We start from the raw sequence: 22603 nt of genomic DNA, 5'->3' as shown, positions 1-22603 counted from the left end.
TGGTGCAGCGGTCCCATCACACCGCGGGCGAGTGGACCGATCCCGAAGTGGTGCTCAAGCACCTGCCGGAAGCGCGCCTGGGAGCAGAAGCGGGCGGCAGCCTCGGGCCGGTCCGCGGTTGAAGTCGTCGAGCGAGTAGTTGCGGTGCCCACCCAGCAGCCTCCCCCGCTCCCTCGCCAGCTCGCCTGGGTGGATTTGCTCGGCGCACTCGTTCAGCAGCTGGACAGCGGAGCGGTCTACGACCGGCACCTGTTGGCCATCGCCGTCGCCGCGCAGGACGTCGTCCGCGCCGCTCAGCGGCGCAGCCTGGGAGCTCATGCGCCCGTCGGTCGATGGGCGTGACCGCACCGGTCGGGGTGACAACGGGGTGACGCCTCCGCAGGCCGCCCCGGGAGCACCCGAAGCGGTCTCACCCCGACGTGGCTGGCAGCAATCGAACGACACCAGCGCCTCCTGGGGGTGACCGGCACTACCCGTCGTCGACTGAGGAGATGCCATGACCGTTCGTCTGCTGACCACCGAAGAGGTCGCCGCCCGTTTCCGCACCAGCCCGGCCACCGTCCGCTACTGGCGTCACGTCGGCATCGGCCCCACCGGGGTCAAGGTCGGCCGTCGGGTGCTCTACGACGAGGCGGAGTGCGACCGGTGGTGGGAAACCAAGGTCGCGGCGTCGCTGCACGGCACCCGCTGAGCCGATCGAGCCGCCACCGGACCATCGCTGCTAACCGAAAGCCCTGTCCGCTGCGCTGCCATAGCTCGGCCTGGTGAACCTTCGGATAGGTGACCCAGCCGAATCGACCGACACCCCGTCAGGTCCTGGACCTCCTCGACCACGTTCGCGCCGCCGGCAACCTCCGTCCCTGAAGGCGGCTTCAAGGACTCATACGTATGACCTCTTTAGTCACGTTCACCGGTCGTGCCCGCTGACGCATTCGGTGGACGAGGGCCAGCGGGCACTGTTTACGCGAGGATGTCACTCAGCAGCAAGGCAAGTGGCGAGACCCAGGCCGAGGCAACCATAACGGCAGCGATGGTGCTTTGAATCCCCATCATCCGGAAGTCGAACTCATCACCGTCGCGGCGGCTAATGAACCACAGAGCGAAGCTGACTGCCACTAAGATTGCTGCAACCATAACGCTGAAGACGCCGGCTGACGCAAACAGAGCTGCCAGCTCAAGCCAACTCCGACGAGGTGAGGTCAGGACTACAGTCGCCAGAAATGACCCGGCTACAAGCGAAAGGAGCCACCATGGCGTCCATCTCGGCCTGAGTAGCGATCCGAAGGACAGGGTCCGCGCCACGGCGCCGCCAACTAGTGCAGCGGCCAGAATGGCTGAAAGTGGAATATCGAAGATCGGGAATGCTGCCCTGGACAGTAGTACGTTGAGTTGTCCTGCGAGCACAACGGCGATGCCACCCAGTGTGGCACATGGAAGCGACAAGCCTGAAAAGATGGCTTTAGGATTGCCCAGGGCCTCTACTCGCTTGGTGACGGACGGGTGAAACGCGAGCAGTCCGAACCGAGGAGTGTCGAGGATCGTATGGTTGGCAAGTTGATCTCGAACTGCGTCGCCAACGACTCCCGCAGAAATGGCGTCTGCAGCCAATTCCCTGGCACGGCTATACCCGCGGGAGTTGGCTGCGGCCAGTACCGCGATCAATAGCAGAGCTACAGTCGTGTATGGATCGCTGCGCACCAGTGTCAGTTGGACAAGAACCGCGATGACCAAAGCGCTGGATAGGTGATAGTAGACGAGCGAGTCTGCCAGCCCGATGTGCGCGCACTCGTGGGCCCACTGAGATTCACGGGCCATCGGATTGCGTTGCCAATGTAGTGCAGCTGCTCTGCTGAGCACGACGACCGGGCGATTGAAGGGGCCGCGCACACTGGCCGATGGGCGCGTCCCGGGGACAATCACAACGCTCGGGGTGATAGACCGTCCTTCGAAGTGGTCGGACAGGTGGCCATGCTGTTCAACGTCCCACGCCACGGCGCCCTTGGGGACTCTCCGACGCCACCGTGAGAGCTGGCCTGCGAGCAGTACGTTTGTGACCACTAGCAGGAGACCAGCATTGATCTCGGCATGAATCCAAAAGGTGAGAGTTGCGACGGCACTTGGCCAGGCGTGGATGTTTGCTGATGATCGAACAAAGGCGACCGTGTTCCTGCCGCGCCCGCGAGGACGCACTGCCTATGCCTGCCCTTTCTGAATTCGGCTAACTATTGCGGCAGCCAGCACACGCGCCTTTTCTGGTTTCATATTGAGGTCGCCGGCGAGGCGGGCGATCTCCTGCTCCAACTCATCCATGCTCAGCGACTCTGTCGCACGACCCGCCGTCTGTGGCGGTTCTACGTGGCGTCCAAGAACCTTGCGCGTCCAAAACTTCAGCTTTTCATCGAGGATCGCTTTAGCTTCGCCATGGACGACGCCAAAGGCCCAAGCTCCAACCACAATCGCGTAAGGAGCTACCAGATCGACTACGGCTTCCGCACCGAAACCCGCGGGACCAGAATTGCGATGAAACGTGACCCACCGACTCGGGGGCCGCAACAATTCTTGTGCGAGTTCGGTTTCGTCTGGCTGCGTCGCCTGCACCACGTCAAGGACAAGGGCGGTTTCCTGCGGCGACAGGTCATGCTTCATGAGGTCCGCCCTCGGGGTTGTTGCCATGATGGACAAGGATGCCCACCGCTGGGTAGCCCAGGGCCGACAACCGGACAGGCTCAGGCTGCATCACTAGGGCTCGGGTAATCAAGCGCCGACTCGCCGGTACGGGGTCGAGCTGAGGAGTTGCGACGGCAGGGGTGTCGTGGTCAGGCAGCCATCCTCTACTCCGTTGCGATGGCAGCCGTCCGTAACGCCGCCGGCTTCTGCGCCCGGGCCTACCTGGAGGGTGTCCCAGAGTGGGCCGCTTAGGGATACCCCAAGCCCCTGCCGATCTGCAGCAGCCGGGCGAACGTCGGCGGTCGCGGTTGCAAGTCAGCGTCAATCAGGTCGCCTAACCGTCGCAGCAGGTGACCCGTCATCGACCGAGCACCCGGGCGGCTTCGGCGCTGACCACCTGGCGGCCGAAATAGACGTCCAGAGTCATCGACGGGTTGGCGTGGCCGAGCTGATCAGCGACCTGGCGCGGGGTGAAGCCTGCTTCGTCCAGCCGGGTGGCCACGGTCTTGCGGAAGGTGTGCGAGGTGACCCACGACCACGGCCCCTCAGCGCAGCGAACCGGGCGGCCGGCCGCCGTCTTGCTCGTCGCCGGCTGGAGGCCGGTCCCGTCGCAGACCTCGCACTCGAAGGAGTCCAGCAGCTGGCGCAGGTCGCCGGAGACGCTGTTCGGGTCGCGCAACGTCCCGGCGAACGGGGCCGGGAACACCAGCGCGGTGTCCGGCCGCAGGGGTGACGTCAGCCGGCGGCGCACCATTTCGACCGCGAAGTCCGGCACCGCGACGATCCGCCAGCCGGCGGCGGTCTTGGTCCGCGGTTGCACGACCATCCCTTGCTTGGGCACCCGCACCGCGGTGGCGTTGACCTCCCAGGTGCCGGCGTCCAGGTCCAGCAGCGGCCGACCGGCGGTCTCCCCCGTCCGCAGCGCCACCGCCTCGCCGATCCGGGCGCCGGTCGCGAGCATCCAGTCGACCAGGTCGGGCAGGTCCAGGTCGTTGGCCCGGCCACTCCCCCGGAGCAGCTCGACCAGCCGCGCGGTCTGCTCAACCGTGAGCGCCCGCGGCGCCTTCTTCGCGGTGGTGTCGATCCGGACGGTGACGTCGCGCACGGGGTTGGCGGTGATGGCGCCGTCGTCGATGGCCTGGGAGAACATGCCCGACAAGCACGCCCGGGCAGTCTTGGCCGCCCCGGGCCCACTGGCCTTGGCGATCGCGGTGAGCGCCCGGCCGACCCGCCCGGGGGTGACCTCCTGCAGCGTCAGCTGGCCGAAGGCGGGCAGCACTGACGTGCGGATGACGGAGCGGTAGGTGCGCTCAGTACCGGTCGACCAGCCGTGGTCGGTGGCCAGCCAGGCCTCGACGAGCGCGGACACCCGGGAGCTGGCGGTGATGACCCCGGCTCCCCCGGGGCCACGGCGGGCGGCCAGCTCGGTCTTCAGCGCCCGCTCGGCGGCGGCGCGACTGGTTCCGGTCTTGGAGACCAGCCGGGTGCGGCCGTCGAAGTCCCGGAAGCGGGCGCGGGCCTGCACCTCACCGCTGGGCAGGAGCAGGAAGCCGATCTTGCCGAACGTACCCACCGGCAGCGGTGGTCGTCCCATGCGGCGCCGCCCCCTCATCGGTTTCCGATGAGTTGATGATGCCTGGTTGGAAGCCCCAAAGCTATAAGCCCTGGTCAGAGCTCCCCCGATAGGACTTGAACCTATAACCCTGCGATTAACAGTCGCATGCTCTGCCAATTGAGCTACGGGGGAACGACGGGTGGTGTGCCCGCGCGCTCGTAGAGGTTACCCCACCGCCGGCGATGCTCCCGGCGGGGGTCTCCGGGCGCGTCGTCCCCCACCAGGGTGACGACGCTCCAGCCACCAGCCGCCGATGCCGACGTCCTCTCCATGGTGACGGCGTGGCGATCGGTGGTGGCGAGGGCCACCGCCCGCATGGAGTGGGGCGCCGCCACCATCCTCGTCATCTGCCTCACCGCCGCGCTGCCGCTGTACGCACTCAGCGCCTACCGGTGGTCGGTCGGCGCGCTCGGCGACGCCCGCCTCGGCGTCGCCGGCGCGACGGTGTGGACGGCGATGGCCGGCTACGTGGCGTTGCGCCGCCGCCTCGGCCCCTGGGACAGCGGCACGCTGGTCGCCCTCGCCAGCACCGTGATGGTCGTCCTGGGCGTCGGCCTCGACGACCTCAACGTCCGCTGGATGTGCGCCACCGCCCTGGTCGTCGTCCCGGTGGCATCGGCCATGCTGCTGCGCGCCCGCGGCGTGGCGATCACCACGGCCGTCGCCGTCGTCGGGGTCGTCGCGATCAGCCTCAACCTGCCGGCACCGCCCGTGCTGCGGGCCTACGCGGCGCTCATGATGGTCGCCATGGTGGTCGCGCCGATCAGCGTCGTCACCGTCCTGGTCCGCCGCATGCAAGCCGCCCGCGACCTGGCCCGCACCCTGGCCGTCACCGACCCGCTCACCGGGCTGGCCAACCGGCGCGGGATCGAGGAGCGGGCCGGCGCCTTGCTGCGCGCGGCTGCCGCGGCCGGCCAGCCGGTGACCGTGATGGCCATCGACCTCGACCACTTCAAGAGCGTGAACGACACCCACGGGCACGCGGTCGGCGACCGGGTGCTCACCGCCGTCGCCCAGACGCTCACCCGGGTCGCCCGCGCCGAGGACCTGCTGGTCCGGCTCGGCGGCGAGGAGCTCGGCTGGATCTCCCACTTCCCGACCGCCGCGGACGTCGTCGCCGCCGCTGAGCGGCTGCGCACCGCCGTGCACGAGACCACCGGACCCGACCTCCCCGCGGTCTCGGTCAGCGTCGGCGTGGCCACCGCCCACCTGGCCGCCGACTCCGACCCGGCGGCCGCCGTCCTCGGCCTGCTCAGCACCGCCGACCGGGCGCTGTACGCGGCCAAGCGGGCCGGGCGCGACCGCGTCGTCCACGCACGGCCGGGCCGCGAGCCCGCGCTCGCCCGGTGACCTGCGGCCTCACCGGGTGACCTCGGGAGCTGGCCGGTAGCGTCATCGCTTCCCCGAGACCAGGAGGTCCCCCGTGGCCAAGCTGTCCTTCCTCGCCGGCTTCGGTGCCGGCTACGTCCTCGGCGCCCGGGCCGGCCGTGAGCGCTACGAGCAGATCCGCCGCGTCTACCAGCACGCCAAGGACGACCCGCGCCTGCAGACCGCTGCCGGCATGGCCCAGGCCCGCGCCGACGCCGCGGTCGACTCGGTCAAGACCCGGCTGGGCAACGAGACCGGCCCGCGCTGACCCACTGAGGCGGCCCGGCGGTCAGCGGGTCGGGTCGTCGGCGTCGACCGCCGCGGCCAGCCGCTGCCTGGCCGCCTCGCGAGCCGCCGGGTCGTCCCGGTCGGCGTCGTCGTCGAACACGACCGTCCACTCCCGGGCCGCCTGACCGGGCACCCGTCGGGCCACCAGCAGCACTGCGCCACCGCCGGGCAGCGGGTGCCGCTGGCTGGTCACCACGGTGCGGTCGACCCGGGTGCGCAGCACGCCGGGCAGCTCGCCGGCGGTGCGCAACACGTGCCGCTGCGCCGGCTGGCGGGCCTGCACCCCCGGCTCCACCTCGGTCAGCGGCACCACCGTGAAGGTGCCGCCCGCACCGGCCGCCGCCCAGCGCGCGGTGGCGATCTCGTGCCACCCCAGCACCGGAGGCGTGCTGGACCCCGGCCCCGGGACGACGCGCAGCCCCCGCGAGGTGGCCACTGTCCAGCCGCCGTCGACCCGCTCCCCCCAGGCCAGCACCCGCTCGTCGGCGTCCGTGTCGACGGCGGCGCGCACCGGCTCGGGCGGGCGGGCGAACCGCGCACGCACCGCCCCGATCAGGCTCACGGGGTCAGGCCGCCGGCCGCACGCTTGCGCAGCGAGATGGCCAGCTGTTCCAGGTCCATCAGCTTCTTGAACGCCCGCATGTACTCGTCCTGGGCCTCGATCGGGTTCGTGCGCTGCAGCTTGCCCTTCAGCGCCGCGATCTCCCGGACCGTCGCCATCTCGTGCAGCCGGGCCATCAGCGCGTTGACGTAGGTCGGGTCGTTCTCCCCCACCGCGTGCAACGGCTCCACCGCCAGCGCGGTCAGCATCGCCTTCGCCGTCTCCCGGTCGCAGTGCGCCGACACCTCGTCCAGCCACTCCGGCCCGGTCGCCGTCGCACTCGCCGCTCCCCCGGCCGCCTGCACCGCCGCGGCCACCGCTGCATAGTCCGGGTGGGTGTAGAGGCTCGGTTCCACCGCGTCGAACTGCGGCCCGGCGATCTCCGGGCACTGCAGCGCCGCCTTGACCGCCTCCCGCTCCACCTCCACCGCGGCGTCGTCCGGGGTGCGCTGTGGCGTCCGCGGCCGCTGCTTGGGGCGGCTGCCGCCGGTGTCCCCCGCCAGTGCCCGCACCCGGGCGACGACCTCGCTCTCGTCGGGCAGGCCGAGCAGGCCGGCCAGCCGGCGGGCGTAGGCCGGGCGCAGCGCGTGGTCCTTGATCTGGGCCAGCAGCGGGGCGGTCTTCTCCAGCGCGGCGACCCGGCCCTCCACGGTGTCCAGGTCGTACTCGCCCAGCATCGTCCGCAGCACGAACTCGATCAGCGGCGTGCGCCGGGCGATCAGGTCACGCACCGCGGCGTCCCCGTGCGCCTGGCGCAGCTCGCACGGGTCGCGGCCCTCCTGCTCGACCGCGACGAAGGTCTGCGCCACGAAGCGCTGGTCCTCCTTGAACGACTTCATCGCCGCCGCCTGACCGGCCGCGTCGCCGTCGAAGGTGTAGACCACCTCCCCGCGGAACTCGTCCTGGTCCATCAGCAGCCGGCGCAGCACGTTGATGTGCTCCGGGCCGAACGCCGTGCCGCAGGAGGCGACCGCCGTGGTCACCCCGGCGACGTGGCAGGCCATCACGTCGGTGTAGCCCTCGACGACGACGGCCTGGTGGTTGCGGGCGATGTCGCGCTTGGCCCGCTCCACGCCGTACAGCACCGAGCTCTTCTTGTAGAGCGGGGTCTCCGGGGTGTTCAGGTACTTCGGGCCCGGGTCGTCGTCCATCAGCTTGCGGGCACCGAAGCCGATCACGTCACCGGTGAGGTCGCGGATCGGCCAGATCAGCCGGCGGTGGAACCGGTCGATCAACGTGCCCCGCGACGACTCCTTGGCCAGGCCGCCGGTGACCAGCTCGTCCTGGGAGTAGCCCAGCCCGCGCAGGTGCCGGGTCAGCGTGTCCCAGCCGCCGGGGGCGTAGCCGCAGTGGAAGTCCAGCGCCACCTGCCGGTCGAAGCCACGATCGGCGAGGAAGCTGCGCGCCGGTGCGGCCTCGGGGGTCATCAGCTGGGCGGCGTAGAACTCCGCGGCCGCGGCGTTCGCGGCCACCAGCCGGGCCCGCTGACCGGCGTGCGCCCGGTCCGGGCCCGCGGTCGCGCGGCCCCCCTCGTCCTCGTACTTGAGCTGCACCCCGGCCCGGCCGGCCAGCAGCTCCACCGACTCGGAGAACGACAGGTGGTCGATCTCCTGCACGAACCGGATGACGTCGCCGCCGACCCCGCACCCGAAGCAGTTGCCGGTGAGCAGGTTGTCCTCGAGCGTGAACGCGTGGGTGCCGGGCACCTCGGCGCAGTAGACCTCCTCGACCCGGTCGCTCCACTCGACCGACTGGACGACCCAGTTCTTCCGCTCGTACTTCTTGTCACGGGCCAGGTGCCGCTCGCGGTGCTGGTCGATCAGGAAGAACGACTCGGGCAAGCCCTTGGTCATGAAGCGCAGGTTGTAGATGTCGCTCGGGACGCCGTCGATGCCGACCCGGTTCTGCTTCGCGATGCCGAAGGTGCCGATGCCCAGTCGGGTGCACAGCCGCCGCACGTACTCCAGGTCGTCCGGGTTCGCGGAGTTCAGAATCGCGTCGCCGTCCTCGGCCACACAGCCGTCGGCAGCGAAGTAGCCGGCCAGCCAGCCGAGCAGATAGGACGTGTCGTCGTCCAGCGACGGGCGCTCGTCCTTGAAGTACGCGGGCAGCCCGTAGAAGCGGGTGCCGCGCTCGTCGGACCAGCTTCGGCAGCCGTCGAAGAAGTGGGCGAGCTGCGCGTCCTTGTCGCCGTACAGGACGGCGATGGACCCGGCCCCTGAACGCGTGCCGTCGCCGTAGACCAGCCCACGCGCCACCCCGAACGGCGAGGGCCGGGTGGCCGGGTTGAGCACGCGGCTGACCGGGAACGAGTGCGAGAGCCGGTCGCCGGGGCGCAGGTCCTTGGTGAGCTTCTCGCGGCGCTGCTGCCGCAGTGCACCCGACGGGACGAACCACCGGTGCTCGTCCGTGGCGTGCACGATCTTGGTCCGGCCGTTCCGGGTCAGCGTCAGGCGCATCAACCGCTGGACGCCGTAGCTCCGAAACGGCGCCTCGACCCAGCCACCGTCCCCGTTCAGCACCCGCACGGTCTTGCCGGCGAGCTCGCGGATCGGGATGGTGCCGTCCTCGGTGAGCACCCCGGTCTCGCCCGCCAGGCAGTGGTACAGCCCTCGCGACGGGGTCACCTGGAAGGACGGCGACTTCTCGTCGTGGAACGGGCACAGCCCCTTGAGGCTGCCGCCGCCGGCGCGCTTGAGCTGCAGGTGCTCGCCGATGATCTCGTCGATCTTGGTGCGCTCGCGGACCAGCGCGATGTCCGCAGCACGGATGCGTCCCCGGCCGGCCATCAGCTGCTCCCGCCGATGACCGCCGCGGACGTCGCGCCGACGACCACGGCGTTGTTCCGCCGGGTGACCACCAGCTCGATCCACAGCAGGAACACCCGGGTGGCCAGCGGCAGGTCGTCGTCCGCGGTCAGCGTCGGGCGCGGCGACCAGCCACCGGTGGTGCCGCTCTCGGCCACGGTGCGGCCGCCGGTGGTGTAGCGGTGCGTGCCCTGCCACCACGAGCTGCTGGTCATCTCCACGGTCGCGCCGTCCAGCTCCAGCTGCCAGGTGCCCTTCCACAACGACGTCTGCCGCGCGCGCAGCCGCACGGCGTCGTCCGGCTCGGCCTCCCAGCGGGCGGTCAGCTCACGCCCCCGCTTGCCGAACACCCAGGTGCGGTCGCCGATGACGGCGGTCGCGGCCTCCTTCCAGTTCGACGCGTGCAGCGTCGCCACCACGGCCTCGCCCTCCAGCACCGGCACGGTGCCCTTCGGGGTGCCGTGCGACCCGCTCTTGCCCAGCTCCAGCACGGTCCTCCTCCTCAGCCGATCCCCGGCGCGCCGGCGACGCTCTCGCCGGTGGCGCGGTAGAGCAGGTACGCGGCCGTCTCGCGCAGGATGTACCTGAACTGCGTCGTACGGGTGTGCACCGCCGGGCCCTGCCGGGTCGGCGAGCTGCTGGCGGTGATGCCGGCGTCCTCGGCCATCCGCTCGGCGCGCAGCACGTGCCACGGGTCGGTCACCAGCACGGCGGTCTGCCAGCCGCGATCGTCGAACTCCGCGCCCACCGCCCGCATGCTCTCCAGGGTGTCCACGCCCTCCTCGACGGCGAGCAGCGCGTCCTCGTCCACGCCGGCCTCGGCCAGGTACTGCCGGCCGGCTTCGGCCTCGCTGAACTCGTCACCGGCGGCGCGGCCGCCTACGGTGACGATCCGCGGCGCGACGCCGTCCTCGTAGAGCCGCAGGGCGTGCTCCAGCCGGGCCTCGAAGATCGAGGACGGGACGCCGTTGTACTGCGCGGACCCGAGCACCACGATCGCGTCGGAGTCCGGGCGGGCGTCCTGCCGCGCCGTCCACCAGATGGCCAGTGCCGTGGACCCGGTCAGCAGCACCGCCGCCGTCACCAACGCCCCCGCCACCCGGACGGCCAGCCGCCCTGCCATCCCTGCCACGCGTCATGGGTACCACGCCCGGCTGACCTCGGTGCCGGGCCTGGGGACGGCGTGCCGCTCAGCCCGCCGTGCTGGTGCCGCAGACCTTCGTGCCGCCCTCCGGGACGACGGTCAGCTCCGTGGTGGTGACCGCCCCGTCGTCGTCCCAGCGCACCTGGACCAGCCGCGCCGGTTCGCCGTCGACCTCGGTCTCGGTCGACCCGGTCACCTCCGGGTCGCCCGGCTGCAGGTACTCCGCCGCCAGCTGGTCGGGCGGCACCTGCGCCCGGACGTCGTCGCAGATCAGCCCGTAGGCGGTCTCGAGGTCGCCCTGGGACAGCGCGGCGGTGAAGACGCCGGCCACCTCGCGCGACTGGTCGTCCCCCGACCCCTTGTAGAGGGTCATGCCCCCCACCATGACGACCGCGATCAGCACCGTGACGCCGAGCAGGGCCAGCAGCGTGCCGTTGCGGTTGCGCGGCGTGCCGGTGTGCAGCGGCGCCGGGTCGTCGTCGTAGAGGAACGGGCCTTGCGTCACTGGTCGGCTCCTGTCCCGGTGGGGGTCATCCGCCGCCCACCAGCAGTTCGGCCCCGGCCGGTGGGCGCGGGTCGTCACGGTCGGCCAGCCAGCCCTCGGGCAGCGCCACCGGCCGCGGCGGGCTGGTGCGCCCGCGCGGGGCACCGAGCACCGCCTCCGGGTAGGGCTGGTCGGGGATGCGGTCCAGCAGCTCGGCCAGCTCGTCCAGCCCGGACACCATGGCCAGCGCCCGCCGGACGTCGGAGCCGACCGAGAACCCCTTGAGGTACCAGGCGACGTGCTTGCGGAAGTCGGTGCAGCCGTGCACCTCGCCCTGGTCGGCGGCCAGCAGCGTGGCGTGCCGGTGCATGATCGCGGCCACCTCGCGGAAGGTCGGCATCGTGCGCCGCGCCGAGCTGGCGAACGCGGCCGCCAGGTCGCCGAACAGCCACGGCCGGCCCAGGCAGCCCCGGCCGACCACGACGCCGGCGCAGCCGGTCTCGGCGACCATCCGCAGCGCGTCGTCGGCCTCCCAGAGGTCGCCGTTGCCGAGCACCGGGATGTCGACGGCCTCCACCAGCCGGGCGATCGGCGCCCAGTCGGCGGTGCCGCTGTAGAGCTGGTCGGCGGTGCGGCCGTGCAGGGTGATCGCGGCCGCGCCCTCGTCCTGGGCGATCCGGCCGGCGTCGAGGTAGGTGACGTGGTCGGCGTCGATCCCGATCCGGGTCTTGATCGTCACCGGGACGTCGCGCGCGGCCCCGACCGCGGCGCGGACGATGTCGCGCAGCAGCACGCGGTGCCAGGGCAGGGCCGAACCGCCGCCCTTGCGGGTCACCTTGGGCACCGGGCAGCCGAAGTTCAGGTCGATGTGCGCCGGGCGGGTGCCGGCGACGTGCTCGTCGACCAGCATCTCCACCGCGCGGCCCACGGTGGCCGGGTCGACGCCGTACAACTGCACGCTGAACGCGTCGGCCTCACCGGGCGCGGCCTGCACCATCTGCAGGGTCTTCTCGTTGCGCTCCACCAGCGCCCGCGTGGTGATCATCTCGCAGACGTAGAGGCCGGCGCCGAACTCGCGGCACAGCGTCCGGAACGCCGGGTTGGTGATGCCGGCCATCGGCGCGAGCACCACCGCCGGCTCGACGGTCAGCCCGCCGAGCTGCAACGGGGGCAGCGCCGCCGTCCGCTCGAGGGTGCTGGTCACGGCTCCCAGGGTAGGTGGCTGCGCCGTGTGCCCGGGCTCACGGCCGGCCCCCGGCTCGGCGGGGTGGCCGAGACGGCCGGGTGACCGAGACGGAGGGGTGGGTCAACCCGGTTCGCCTGACGTTGAGCCGTCCCATGACGCGGCTCAACGTCAGCTCCGGCGGGTTGACCCGGTCGCCGGCTCACGGCCAGTGCCCGGCTCGGCGTCGGGTGCAGCAGGTTGACCCGGTCGGCGGTTAGCAGGCTGGCGGCTCAGGTGCCCGGCGCTGTCCCCCGGCGAGCGGTCCGTCCACCGGCGGTTCCGAGCGCCCGTCTCGGGTCCAGCGGGCGGTCAGGCTGCCGGGATGACCGTCTCGGTGCCCGTCCCGATGACCGTCGACGAGCCAGGACGTCGTCGGTTGGGGGTCTTCACCACCGCCGAGCTGACCGGAGCCGGGATCGGGGAGCGCGAGGTCCGGACGGCGGTCCGGGCCGGGACGTGGGTGCGGCTCCGCACCGGCGTCTTCATCACCGCACGCGACCTGGCCGAGGTCGAGCGGACCGGACGGCGCCCCGGGCTCGACGCGCTGGCCGTCACGACCGGCTTGGCCCGGCCGTCCGCCGTCCTGAGTGGGGCGACGGCGGCGTGGGTCTGGGGCCTGCCCCGTCCGAGGTCCGTCCCGCCGACGGTCGAGCTGACCGACCCGCACCGGTGGCGCCGGGGACGCGGGTGGCTGATGACCCGGGCCGAGCTGCCGGACGACGAGGTCACAGTGCGCGGCGCCTACCGGGTCACGACCGCGGCCCGCACCGTCGTAGATCTCGCCCGGGACTGGCCGGAGGTGGACGCTGTGGCCGCCGCCGACGCCGCCCTGCTGCGCGGGCTGACCACTCGCGAGGAGCTGGGCCGGGTCCTGCAGCGGCAGTCGTGCGTGCCCGGCGTGCCGCGGAGCGTGCGGGCGGTCGCACTCGCGGACGGCCGGGCCGAGTCGTGGCTGGAGACCCACGGGCGGCTGACCATCGCCGCGCTGGGCCTGCCGCCATTCGTCCCGCAGGTGGAGCTCTGGGTCGACGGTCGGCTGGTGAAGGTCGTCGACGGCTGGTACCCCGAGCAGGCAGTCGCCCTGGAGTTCGACGGCCGGGTGAAGTACCGCCGTCCGGCGTTCGGGCGGACCCCCGAAGAGGAGCTCTGGCGAGAGAAGCGGGCCGAGGACGAGCTCCGGTCCCGGGGCATCCGGTTCGTCCGTGCTGCCGCCGTCGACCTGGGCAGCCGGCGTGCCGACTTCGACCGGCTGGTCCGGCGGATGCTGTCCACCCCCGGACCGCCGATCCGGGACTGGACCGAGATCCCCCGATCCACCGGCCGGCACTGGGACCCGTCGGACGGGGACGCCGGTTGGCTGGCCCGGGTCGACGACCTGGTGGGGGTGGATCGAACCGGTCACCTGGTCGGGGTGGATCGAGCCGGACAGGTGGGTTGAGCCGCCTGACCTGACGTTGAGCCGCGCCGTGGCACGGCTCAACGTCAGGTCAGCCGGGTTGACCCGGGCGACAGCAGGCTGCGCTGGCCGTCAGCAGCCGGGGAGGCGGGACCCCAGGTAGCTGACGACCTGGGAGAGGGCGACCCGCTCCTGGGACATGGTGTCCCGCTCCCGGATGGTCACCGCGTCGTCCTCGAGGGTGTCGAAGTCGACCGTGATGCAGAACGGGGTGCCGACCTCGTCCTGGCGGCGGTAACGGCGGCCGATCGCGCCGGCGTCGTCGAAGTCGACGTTCCAGTTCTTGCGCAGCTCGGCGGCCAGGCCGCGGGCCTTCGGCGAGAGGTCGGCGTTGCGCGACAGCGGCAGGACGGCGGCCTTCACCGGCGCCAGCCGCGGGTCGAGCTTGAGCACCGTGCGGGTGTCGACGCCGCCCTTGGCGTTGGGCGCCTCGTCCTCGGTGTAGGCCTCGACCAGGAAGGCCATCAGCGAGCGGGTCAGCCCGGCCGCGGGCTCGATGACGTAGGGCGTCCAGCGCTCGCCGGAGGCCTGGTCGAAGTAGGACAGGTCGGTGCCGGAGTGCTCCGAGTGCGTCTTCAGGTCGAAGTCGGTGCGGTTGGCGATGCCCTCCAGCTCGCCCCACTCCGAGCCGGTGAACCCGAACCGGTACTCGATGTCGACGGTGCGCGTCGAGTAGTGGCTCAGCTTCTCCTTCGGGTGCTCGTAGTGCCGCAGGTTGTCCGGGGAGATGCCCAGGTCGGTGTACCAGCGGGTGCGCTCGGTGATCCAGTAGTCGTGCCACTCGGCGTCCTCGCCGGGCTTGACGAAGAACTCCATCTCCATCTGCTCGAACTCACGAGTGCGGAAGATGAAGTTGCCGGGGGTGATCTCGTTGCGGAAGGACTTGCCGATCTGGCCGATGCCGAACGGCGGCTTCTTCCGGGCCGCGCCCATCACGTTGGCGAAGCTGACGAAGATGCCCTGCGCGGTTTCCGGGCGCAGGTAGTGCAGCCCCGACTCGTCCTCGACCGGGCCGAGGTGGGTCCGCAGCATCATGTTGAAGTCGCGCGGCTCGGTCCACTGGCCCTTGACGCCGCAGTTCGGGCAGGTGATGTCGAGCAGGCCGTTCTCCGGGGCGCGGCCCTTCTTCTCCTCGAACTCCTCCTCGAGGTGGTCGGCCCGGAACCGCTTGTGGCAGTTCTGGCACTCGGTCAGCGGGTCGGTGAACACACCGACGTGACCGGAGGCCACCCACACCTGGCGGGGCAGGATCACCGAGGAGTCCAGGCCGACGACGTCGTCCCGGCTCTGGACGACGGTGCGCCACCACTGCTTCTTGATGTTCTCCTTCAGCTCCACGCCCAGCGGCCCGTAGTCCCAGGCGGAGCGGGTGCCGCCGTAGATCTCACCGGAGGGGAAGACGAACCCCCGGCGCTTGCAGAGGTTGACCACCTTCTCCAGGCGGGCGGGGTCGGCGGTACGGGCGGGGGCGGTGTCGCTGGGCACGGGGGCTCCATCCGGCTGGGGTGTCGGCGAGTGACCCCCAGACGGTAGTCGGCGCCCCGGTCCGGGTCCCGGCCGCACCGGCCACCGGGAGTTCACCGACAGATGGTGGTCGTCGTCGTGACGGCGTCCCTACGGTCCGTGGCATGACCGCTCCCTCGACGGCCGTCCCGCCCACCGCCCGGCCGGCGGCGGTCGACCAGCGACTGGCCCGCGCCACGGCCGGTCTCTGTCGCGACCACCCGCACGTCGCCCCGGCGGTGCGCGGCGTGCTGGCGCCGCTGCGCGACCGGGTGCGCCGGGTGCACGCACAGTGCCAGGACGCCGAGGCCGCTGCCTGGGCGGTCTACACCGCCGACCTGGACCGAGGGCTCGACGAGCTGTCGGTGGAGATCGGCCGCGCCGCCCAGCAGCCCGGCCGCGCGGTGGACGACGCGCTGGCCACCGCCGCCGTCCGGCTGGAGCTGCGGGCCTGGCAGCTGCGGCTGCGCACCCTGCGCGGCGAGGGCCAGGACGCGCGCGAGGCCGAGCAGCTGGCCGACCAGCTGGACCGGCGACTGGCCGAGCCCGGCGACGCCACGACCGCACTGGCGGACGACCTGGCCGCCCTCCGGCAGGCGGTCACCGCCGTCGAGCGCACGGGGCCGATCCGGAACTGAGAGGTCTTCGCGCAGGTCAGCGGCCGGTTCGGGTCACGTCGGGCGGGCCGACTGCCGATCTCCCGGGTGTACACCTGCGCCCCGGGGTCCCGGGGCGAGGTGGCGTCCCGGAGCGAGGAACGATGACCGGCCACCGCATCACGACGGCCCTGCGACTGCGCTCCCTGCGCGTCCTGCTGGTGCTGGTGGTGCTCGCCTGTTCCACCGTCCCGCTGGCCGCCCTCGGCGTCTTCGCCTGGCAGCGCAGCGAGGGCGACTGGGTCCGCAACTCCGGCGAGCTGCTGCAGAGCGAGGCCCGGTCCACGATCGACAAGATCGACCGGAACCTCTTCGAGCGCTACGGCGACGTGCAGGCCTTCGCGTTCAACCCCGACGCCTCCGCCGACCCGGCCACCGTCGCCGCGGCCGCGGACTTCTACAGCACCAACTACGTCATCTACGACCTGCTGCTGGTCGTCGACCTGACCGGCCGGGTGGTCGCCGGCAACAGCGTCACCGGGGACGGCGAGGCGATCGACCCGGCCAGCTACGCCGGCGCCGACCTGTCCACCCGCCCGTGGTTCGCCGAGGCGCTGGCGCTGCCCGCCGGCAAGACCTACGTGCAGGACCCCGAGGTCGACCCGCTGGTCGCCACCGCCACCGGCCGGGACGACGCCACGCTCGTCTTCGCCGCACCCGTGTACGGCCCGGACGGCAGCGTGCAGCGGCTGTGGGTCAACTGGGCCTCGGTGCCCCGGGTGATCGGGCAGATCATGGACGAACAGGTCGCCGGGCTGCAGACCCGCGGCCTGGACGTGACCGCGCAGATGCTGCGCAGCGACGGCGTCGTCCTGGTCGGGCCGGGCGCCGAGGACGGGCTGGACCTGACCGCCGGCGACTCCCCCGCCGCGACTGCCCTGGTCGGCGGGGAGTCCGGGCACGGCACCGACGAGCTCGCCGACGGCACCGGTTCCGCCGCGGAGAAGGTCCGCGGCTGGTCGGCGTCCCAGGGGGCGCTCGGGTTCGCCGGCTACGGATGGGGCGTCGTGCTCAGCGAGGACCTCGCCGACGCGGTCGCCCCGGCGTCGTCCTTGCTGCGGGCAGTGCTGCTGGTGGCGGTGATCGTCGCCGCGATCGTCGCCGTCATCGCCCTGCTGGTGGCCCGCGCCCTGACCCGGCCGCTGGACCGCGCCGTCGCCGCGCTCGAGCAGGTCGCCGAGGGCGACCTGCGGCCCCGGCTGCCGGAGTCGGGCACCGACGAGGTGCGCACGCTGGCGGCCGCGCTGAACCGGTCGCTGGAGAAGATGGGCGGCGCGCTGAACGCCGTGCGCGACCGCACCAGCGACCTGTCCGGTGCCTCCGAGCAGCTGCGCGGGCTCTCCGAGGACGTCGCCCGGGACGCCGCCCGCGGCACCGAGCTCGCCGGCGACGCCCGGGCCGCCACCGAGGCGGTCAGCGACAACGTGCGCACCGTCGCCGCCGGCGCGGACCAGATGGGCGCCTCGATCCGGGAGATCGCGCACTCCACCTCGGAGGCCGCCCGGGTCGGCGCCTCGGCCGTGGCCGCCGCCCAGGAGACGACCGCGATGGTCGCCCGGCTCGGGGAGTCCTCCCGGCAGATCGGCGACGTCGTCGGTGCGATCACCTCGATCGCCGAGCAGACCAACCTCCTCGCCCTCAACGCGACGATCGAGGCGGCTCGCGCCGGGGAGGCGGGCAAGGGCTTCGCGGTCGTGGCCAACGAGGTCAAGGAGCTGGCCCAGGAGACCCAGCGGGCCACCGAGGACATCGTCCGGCGGGTCGAGGCGATCCAGGCCGACACGGCCGGCGCGGCGGAGTCCATCGCCGGGATCGCCGCGGTCGTCGGGCAGGTCAACGACTTCCAGCAGACGATCGCCTCCGCGGTGGAGGAGCAGAGCGCGACGACGGCGGAGATGAGCCGCAACGTCGCCGAGGCCGCCAGCGGCACCGACGGGGTCAGCGCCAACGTGCGGTCGGTGACCGAGGCGGCGCGGTCGACGGCGGACTCCACCGAGTCGACCCGGGAGACGGCGGTGGCGCTGGCCTCGATCACCGAGGAGCTGCGCGGGCTGGTCGCGCGCTTCGAGCTGCCCTGAGGGATCAGTCGGTGAGGTAGACGCCGGGCTCGTCCAGGGCGTGCACCCACACCGGCGCCCCGGCGATCTTCACCTCTGCCGCGGACAGGCCACGGCGGTAGGCACCGACGCCGTCCCAGGTGGTGCACAGCGCGAACAGCTGCGGGGCGTCGGCGGACCGGCCGAGCTCTCCGCGGACGAAGCCGGGGCGCTCGCCCAGCGCGGCCAGCAGCTCGCCGGCAGCGGTCAGGAACGCCGGGACGGCGGCCTCGTCGGGCACGAGCAGACGGGTGACGGCGAACAACGGGGCAGCCTCCTCGTGGGCGACAGAGTTGACAATCGTTCTCAGCCGCTCGGACGATGGTCCCATGTCCGCGTCCGTGACCCCGTCGACCCGGCCGGTGGCCCGGACCGTGCCCGCCGACGTCCAGGCCGCCAGCGAGCTGCTGGCCGCCCTCGCCTCACCGCTGCGGATGTCGATCGTGACCCTGCTCGACGAGCACGGCTCACGCTGCGTGCACCAGCTGGTGGACGCGCTCGGCGTGCCGCAGCCGCTGGTCTCCCAGCACCTGCGGGTGCTGCGCGACACCGGCCTGGTGACCGGGGTGCGCCGGCACCGGGAGGTCGACTACCGGCTGGTCGACGGGCACGTGGCGCACATCGTCCGCGACGCCCTCGCCCACGCCGCCCACGGCACCGACTGAGCACCCGGCCGATCGCGGGCCGCGCCACCGGCAGCGCAGCAGCTACGGCTCGTGGGGCGGCTCGCCCGGATCTCCGCCTCCCCGGCGGGAGCTGCGGCGGGTCATCTGCTCCCCGCGGTCCTGTCGCCACCACTGGAACCTGATCGCCAGGTACCCCAGCACCACCACGACGCAGCCGGCGATGACGACGCCGGCGATCACCGCCGTGGCGACGGGGCCGTAGCCCAGCCCGGGGCCGTACTCCCGGGCCAGGACGACCGTGCCGGTCCGGTCCGCGACGAGCACCCCCGCAGCGCGCTCAGCGAGTGCCTCGGCGGTGATGCTCACGCGCTGCCGAAGCGGCGTTGCCGGCTGGCGTACTCCTCGCACGCCTGCCACAGGTGCCGGCGGTCGAAGTCCGGCCACAGGGTGTCCAGGAAGACCAGCTCGGCGTAGGCCGCCTGCCAGAGCAGGAAGTTGCTGGTCCGGTTCTCCCCGGAGCTGCGCACGAACAGGTCGACGTCGGGCATGTCCGGCTCGTCGAGGAACCGGGCGACGGTCTCCTCGGTGACCTTGTCCGGCTTGATCCGCCCGGCGGCGACCTCGCGGGCGATCGCCGCGGCGGCGTCGGCGATCTCGGCCCGGCCGCCGTAGTTCACGCACATCGTGAGGGTCAGGACGTCGTTGTCCTGGGTCAGCTCCTCGGCGATCTCCAGCTCCTTGATCACGCTGCGCCAGAGCTTCGGACGGCGCCCGGCCCAGCGCACCCGCACACCGAGGTCGTGCATCTCGTCGCGCCGGCGGCGGATCACGTCACGGTTGAAGCCCATCAGGAACTTCACCTCGTCGGGACTGCGCTTCCAGTTCTCGGTGGAGAACGCGTAGGCGCTGATCGCCCCGATGCCCAGCTCGATGGCGCCCTCGACGCAGTCGAACAGCGAGGCCTCGCCCGCCTCGTGCCCGGCGGTGCGCGGCAGCCCCCGCTGCTTCGCCCACCGGCCGTTGCCGTCCATCACGATCGCGACGTGGTGCGGCACCTTGTCCGCCGGGATCGCCGGCGGCGTGGCGCCCGAGGGGTGCGGGTTCGGCTGCTTCACCTCGCGCCTCACCCTGTCACCGGTTCGCTCCCGCGGATCGCTCCGCTCCTCGCTGCGATGCCCACGACCCTCTCCGCTCACGTTCGGTCCACCAGCGGCAGCGAGCGCAGGCCGCGCTCCAGGTGCCACTGCAGCAGCGCGGCGACCAGGCCGCTGCCCTCCCGCCGGTTGGTGCCGAGGCTGGCCTCGGCATGCCCCCAGTCGCCGGACAACAGCGCCTCCATGAGCTCGATGGTGACCGGGCTGGGCATCGCCGAGCCGGTGGGCCGGCAGGACGGGCAGACGGTGCCCCCGGCCGGGACGGAGAAGTGCCGGTGCGGGCCGGCCTCGCCGCAGCGGGCGCAGTCGCCCAGGGCCGGTTCCCAGCCGGCCACCGACATCGCCCGCAGCAGGAACGCGTCGAGCACCAGCGCCGGCGGCTTCTCCCCCTCGGCCAGGGTGCGCAACGCACCGACGACGAGCAGGAACATCCGCAGCGAGGGTTCCTTCTCCTCCACCGTCAGCCGGTCGGCGGTCTCCAGCACCGCGGTGCCGGCGGTGTAGGCGCGGTAGTCGCCGACGATCTCGGTGCCGTAGGAGCGGATCGACTCGGTCTGGCTGACGATGTCGAGGTTGCGGCCGGTGTAGAGCTGCAGGTCGACGTGGCTGAACGGCTCGAGCCGGGCGCCGAACTTGCTCTTGGTGCGCCGCACGCCCTTGGCCACCGCCCGCACCTTGCCCGTGCGGCGGGTGAGCACGGTGACGATGCGGTCGGCCTCGCCGAGCTTCTGGGTCCGCAGCACGACGCCCTCGTCGCGGTAGAGCGCCTGCGGTGTGGTGCTCACTAGTAGCCCCGTCCCCCGGCGACGGATCGCTCCGCTCCTCGGTCGCTGGCGCTCCCTGCGATGCTCACTCGCCCGCCGCCTCAGTAGCCAAGCCGCTGGAGCTTCTTCGGGTCGTCCTGCCACTCCCCCAGCACCGTCACGTGCAGGGCCAGGTGCACCCGGCCGCCCAGCAGCGTCTCCAGCCCGACCCGGGCCTCGCTGCCGATCGCCTTGATCGTGGCGCCGCCCTTGCCCAGCAGCATCGGCTTCTGGCTGGGCCGCTCGACGTGCAGCAGCGCGTGCACCTCGGTGAACACCGCGTCCGGGTTGCGCGGGTCGGGCTTGCGGTTGATCTCCTCGACGGTGACGGCCAGGGAGTGCGGCACCTCCTGGCGCACCTTCTCCAGCGCCGCCTCGCGGACCAGCTCGGCGATCTGCCGCTCGACGTCCTCGTCGGTGGTCTGCTCGTCGGGGTACATCGGCGGCCCCTCGGGCAGCAGCCCGATCAGCAGGTCCTCCAGCAGCTCGACCTGGTCGCCGGCGACCGCGCTGACCGGCACGATCTCCTGGGCCTCGACCAGCTTGCTGGCGGCGACGAGCTGCTCGGTGACCTGCTTCTTGCTGGCCGCGTCGGTCTTGGTCACCACCAGCACGATCGGGGTGGTGACCTCCTTGAGCTGCCGGGCGATGAACGCGTCACCGGTGCCGACGGGCTGGTCTGCGGGGATGCAGAAGACGATCACGTCGACCTCGGACAGCGTGTCCCGGACGACGTCGTTGAGCCGCTGGCCCAGCAGGCTCTTGGGCTTGTGCAGCCCGGGGGTGTCGACGAGCACCAGCTGGCCGGCCGGCCGGTGGACGACGCCGCGGATGGCGTGCCGGGTGGTCTGCGGCCGGTTGCTGACGATGCCGACCTTCTCACCGACCAGGGCGTTCGTCAGCGTGGTCTTGCCGGCGTTGGGCCGGCCGACCAGGCAGGCGAAGCCGCTGCGGTACGGCGGCTGATCGGAGGAGGTCACGCCGTCCAGTCTCCCACTGCGCACCGACAGCACCGCCGCGGCAGCCGCCGGGTGCGTTCCTGGGATCATGACGGGCATGCCTCCCCGGTCCCGCCGCAACGACGGTGAGCCCCTGGTCGTGACCGCGGCCCGGGCCCGCGAGCAGCACGTCACCCAGGTGACCAGCTACGGCTACTTCGCCGGCCGCGGGCCCAAGCGCAGCGTCACGGTCACCCCGCGGCCGCTGCGCTACTGGCAGTACGACCCGGCCGGCCCGACCGTCGTCGCGCTCACCGTGCTGGCGGTGGCGGCGTGGCTGGGCTTCCTGGCCTGGCGGGACGGCGGCGCGGCGGTCGCCGACGAGGCCCCCATCGCCCTGGGCCTGGGGCTGCTCGTGCTGGTCGTCTCCACCGGCCGGTTCACCATCGGCGACCACGCGCTGTCCACCGACATCGCCGGGCTGCGGCAGACGTCGTCCTTCGGGATCGTGCCGCTGGCGCTGGTCACCGAGGTGGTCACCGGTCCCCCGCCGGCCGGCTGGCCGAAGGCGAAGCGCCGGGGTGGCTGGCGGCCGGGCCGCCGGAAGATCAGCGTGCGGCACCTGGGCATGGACGGCCAGACCGACGAGGCCCTCACCCGCTGGGTGCGCGACCCGGCAGCCGTCGCCGACGCCCTGGACCGCCCGCTCGCCTGAGCCCGGCGCCAGTCGGCCCCCTTCCCGGGGCCCGCCCTGAGCCTGCGAAGGGTGGGGAGGAAGGGGGTCCTTCTTCAGGCGGTGGTGCGGACGGCGCCGTCGGGGCCGGCGAGCAGCACGGGGGCGGACGGCGTCAGGTCGTGCACGGCGGCCAGGCCGGCCGGCTCGACCGACTCCGCGGCGCTGACAACCGCCGCCGCCTCCAACCCGTCGACCCCGCTGGAGACCGCGGCGGCCACCGCGGCCTGCAGCGCCGACAGCTGCAGCGAGGGCAGCGCGACGGTGGCGGCGAGGTAGGTGCGGCCGTCGGTGTCGCGGACCGCGGCGCCCTCGGCGGCGCCGGTGCGGCCGCGGGCGGATCGGGCCAGCGTGATCAGCTTGGCGTCCTCGGGGTCCAGCTCAGCCACCGGCTCGTTCTCCTGTCCGTCGGTCCGGCCCTTCCGCAGGGGCCCGCCGC

General features: G+C 72.4%; 25 protein-coding genes and 1 tRNA gene. 9 read left to right on the top strand and 17 right to left on the bottom strand.

Annotation, left to right across the window (positions count from 1 at the left end):
• The first annotated feature begins 189 nt into the window (after nt 1-189).
• Together Q1A09_RS16050 and Q1A09_RS16045 are read left to right on the top strand one after the other, a co-directional pair.
• On the top strand, nt 190-342 hold the full coding sequence (locus tag Q1A09_RS16050; RefSeq protein ID WP_299956893.1) for a hypothetical protein: 153 nt from the start codon (nt 190-192) through the stop codon (nt 340-342).
• Nucleotides 343-496: 154 nt separating this feature from the next.
• Nucleotides 497-691, top strand: a complete 195-nt coding sequence (locus tag Q1A09_RS16045) for an AlpA family transcriptional regulator (RefSeq protein ID WP_299956890.1) — start codon at nt 497-499, stop codon at nt 689-691.
• 269 nt (nt 692-960) lie between these two features.
• Here the strand turns inward: Q1A09_RS16045 and Q1A09_RS16040 are convergent, their stop codons facing one another.
• From Q1A09_RS16040 to Q1A09_RS16025, 4 genes are all read right to left on the bottom strand, one after another.
• Nucleotides 961-1992, bottom strand: a complete 1032-nt coding sequence (locus Q1A09_RS16040; protein WP_299956887.1) for a M48 family metalloprotease — start codon at nt 1990-1992, stop codon at nt 961-963.
• Between the two features lie 201 nt (nt 1993-2193).
• Complete coding sequence (locus tag Q1A09_RS16035; RefSeq protein WP_299956884.1) at nt 2194-2646, bottom strand: hypothetical protein; 453 nt, start codon at nt 2644-2646, stop codon at nt 2194-2196.
• 379 nt (nt 2647-3025) lie between these two features.
• On the bottom strand, nt 3026-4261 hold the full coding sequence (locus Q1A09_RS16030; RefSeq protein WP_299956881.1) for a tyrosine recombinase XerC: 1236 nt from the start codon (nt 4259-4261) through the stop codon (nt 3026-3028).
• An 80-nt stretch (nt 4262-4341) separates the two neighbouring features.
• A tRNA-Asn gene (locus Q1A09_RS16025) sits at nt 4342-4414 on the bottom strand.
• 93 nt (nt 4415-4507) lie between these two features.
• On the opposite strand from Q1A09_RS16025, the gene Q1A09_RS16020 reads away from it, so the two are divergent.
• Nucleotides 4508-5632: a diguanylate cyclase gene (locus Q1A09_RS16020; RefSeq protein ID WP_299956879.1), complete on the top strand. Its 1125-nt coding sequence runs from the start codon at nt 4508-4510 to the stop codon at nt 5630-5632.
• 73 nt (nt 5633-5705) lie between these two features.
• Nucleotides 5706-5918 carry a hypothetical protein gene (locus Q1A09_RS16015; RefSeq protein ID WP_222193290.1) on the top strand — a complete coding sequence of 71 codons (213 nt, stop codon included), beginning with the start codon at nt 5706-5708 and terminating at the stop codon, nt 5916-5918.
• 21 nt (nt 5919-5939) lie between these two features.
• On the opposite strand, the gene Q1A09_RS16010 is transcribed toward Q1A09_RS16015, so the two are convergent.
• The 6 genes from Q1A09_RS16010 to dusB form a co-directional block, all read right to left on the bottom strand.
• Complete coding sequence (locus tag Q1A09_RS16010; RefSeq protein WP_299956876.1) at nt 5940-6500, bottom strand: hypothetical protein; 561 nt, start codon at nt 6498-6500, stop codon at nt 5940-5942.
• On the bottom strand, nt 6497-9328 hold the full coding sequence (dnaG, locus tag Q1A09_RS16005) for a DNA primase (RefSeq protein ID WP_299956873.1): 2832 nt from the start codon (nt 9326-9328) through the stop codon (nt 6497-6499). The genes Q1A09_RS16010 and dnaG overlap by 4 nt, the downstream gene beginning before the upstream one ends.
• Complete coding sequence (locus Q1A09_RS16000) at nt 9328-9837, bottom strand: hypothetical protein (RefSeq protein ID WP_299956870.1); 510 nt, start codon at nt 9835-9837, stop codon at nt 9328-9330. Before Q1A09_RS16000 ends, dnaG begins: the two co-directional genes overlap by 1 nt.
• An 11-nt stretch (nt 9838-9848) precedes the next feature.
• Nucleotides 9849-10469 carry a YdcF family protein gene (locus Q1A09_RS15995; RefSeq protein WP_299956956.1) on the bottom strand — a complete coding sequence of 207 codons (621 nt, stop codon included), beginning with the start codon at nt 10467-10469 and terminating at the stop codon, nt 9849-9851.
• A 67-nt stretch (nt 10470-10536) separates the two neighbouring features.
• On the bottom strand, nt 10537-10995 hold the full coding sequence (locus Q1A09_RS15990) for a hypothetical protein (protein WP_299956867.1): 459 nt from the start codon (nt 10993-10995) through the stop codon (nt 10537-10539).
• Nucleotides 10996-11020: 25 nt separating this feature from the next.
• Nucleotides 11021-12178 carry a tRNA dihydrouridine synthase DusB gene (gene dusB / locus Q1A09_RS15985; RefSeq protein WP_299956864.1) on the bottom strand — a complete coding sequence of 386 codons (1158 nt, stop codon included), beginning with the start codon at nt 12176-12178 and terminating at the stop codon, nt 11021-11023.
• Between the two features lie 343 nt (nt 12179-12521).
• On the opposite strand from dusB, the gene Q1A09_RS15980 reads away from it, so the two are divergent.
• A complete protein-coding gene (locus Q1A09_RS15980; protein WP_299956861.1) occupies nt 12522-13637 on the top strand; it encodes a type IV toxin-antitoxin system AbiEi family antitoxin domain-containing protein in 1116 nt (371 codons plus the stop codon).
• Nucleotides 13638-13727: 90 nt separating this feature from the next.
• On the opposite strand, the gene Q1A09_RS15975 is transcribed toward Q1A09_RS15980, so the two are convergent.
• Nucleotides 13728-15140, bottom strand: a complete 1413-nt coding sequence (locus tag Q1A09_RS15975; RefSeq protein WP_299956858.1) for a glycine--tRNA ligase — start codon at nt 15138-15140, stop codon at nt 13728-13730.
• A 143-nt stretch (nt 15141-15283) separates the two neighbouring features.
• On the opposite strand from Q1A09_RS15975, the gene Q1A09_RS15970 reads away from it, so the two are divergent.
• The gene (locus tag Q1A09_RS15970) at nt 15284-15796 is read left to right on the top strand and encodes a hypothetical protein (protein ID WP_299956855.1); all 513 of its coding nucleotides are present in this window, start codon (nt 15284-15286) and stop codon (nt 15794-15796) included.
• A 122-nt stretch (nt 15797-15918) separates the two neighbouring features.
• Nucleotides 15919-17892, top strand: coding sequence for a methyl-accepting chemotaxis protein (locus tag Q1A09_RS15965; RefSeq protein WP_299956852.1), 1974 nt, complete (start codon nt 15919-15921; stop codon nt 17890-17892).
• Between the two features lie 4 nt (nt 17893-17896).
• Here the strand turns inward: Q1A09_RS15965 and Q1A09_RS15960 are convergent, their stop codons facing one another.
• The gene (locus tag Q1A09_RS15960) at nt 17897-18175 is read right to left on the bottom strand and encodes an antibiotic biosynthesis monooxygenase (protein WP_299956849.1); all 279 of its coding nucleotides are present in this window, start codon (nt 18173-18175) and stop codon (nt 17897-17899) included.
• Nucleotides 18176-18239: 64 nt separating this feature from the next.
• On the opposite strand from Q1A09_RS15960, the gene Q1A09_RS15955 reads away from it, so the two are divergent.
• Entirely contained in the window at nt 18240-18575 is a 336-nt protein-coding gene (locus tag Q1A09_RS15955) for a helix-turn-helix transcriptional regulator (protein WP_299956846.1), read from the top strand.
• Between the two features lie 42 nt (nt 18576-18617).
• Here Q1A09_RS15955 and Q1A09_RS15950 read toward each other — a convergent pair whose 3' ends face one another.
• The 4 genes from Q1A09_RS15950 to era all read right to left on the bottom strand — a co-directional run bounded on the left by Q1A09_RS15950 (nt 18618) and on the right by era (nt 21473).
• Entirely contained in the window at nt 18618-18902 is a 285-nt protein-coding gene (locus Q1A09_RS15950) for a hypothetical protein (RefSeq protein WP_299956843.1), read from the bottom strand.
• Nucleotides 18899-19651, bottom strand: coding sequence for an isoprenyl transferase (locus Q1A09_RS15945; RefSeq protein WP_299956840.1), 753 nt, complete (start codon nt 19649-19651; stop codon nt 18899-18901). The genes Q1A09_RS15950 and Q1A09_RS15945 overlap by 4 nt, the downstream gene beginning before the upstream one ends.
• A 77-nt stretch (nt 19652-19728) precedes the next feature.
• Nucleotides 19729-20475, bottom strand: a complete 747-nt coding sequence (gene recO / locus Q1A09_RS15940; RefSeq protein ID WP_299956837.1) for a DNA repair protein RecO — start codon at nt 20473-20475, stop codon at nt 19729-19731.
• A gap of 80 nt (nt 20476-20555) precedes the next feature.
• Nucleotides 20556-21473: a GTPase Era gene (era, locus tag Q1A09_RS15935; protein ID WP_299956834.1), complete on the bottom strand. Its 918-nt coding sequence runs from the start codon at nt 21471-21473 to the stop codon at nt 20556-20558.
• Between the two features lie 76 nt (nt 21474-21549).
• On the opposite strand from era, the gene Q1A09_RS15930 reads away from it, so the two are divergent.
• Nucleotides 21550-22146, top strand: a complete 597-nt coding sequence (locus tag Q1A09_RS15930; protein ID WP_299956832.1) for a hypothetical protein — start codon at nt 21550-21552, stop codon at nt 22144-22146.
• Nucleotides 22147-22220: 74 nt separating this feature from the next.
• On the opposite strand, the gene Q1A09_RS15925 is transcribed toward Q1A09_RS15930, so the two are convergent.
• Complete coding sequence (locus tag Q1A09_RS15925) at nt 22221-22553, bottom strand: cytidine deaminase (RefSeq protein ID WP_299956829.1); 333 nt, start codon at nt 22551-22553, stop codon at nt 22221-22223.
• Between the last annotated feature and the right edge of the window lie 50 nt (nt 22554-22603).

Source organism: uncultured Modestobacter sp. (genome assembly GCF_947486615.1).
In the GTDB taxonomy this organism is placed as follows: Bacteria; Actinomycetota; Actinomycetes; order Mycobacteriales; family Geodermatophilaceae; genus Modestobacter.
The sequence above is the reverse complement of the archived record's forward strand: the minus strand, read 5'-3'. Positions and strand labels throughout refer to the sequence as shown.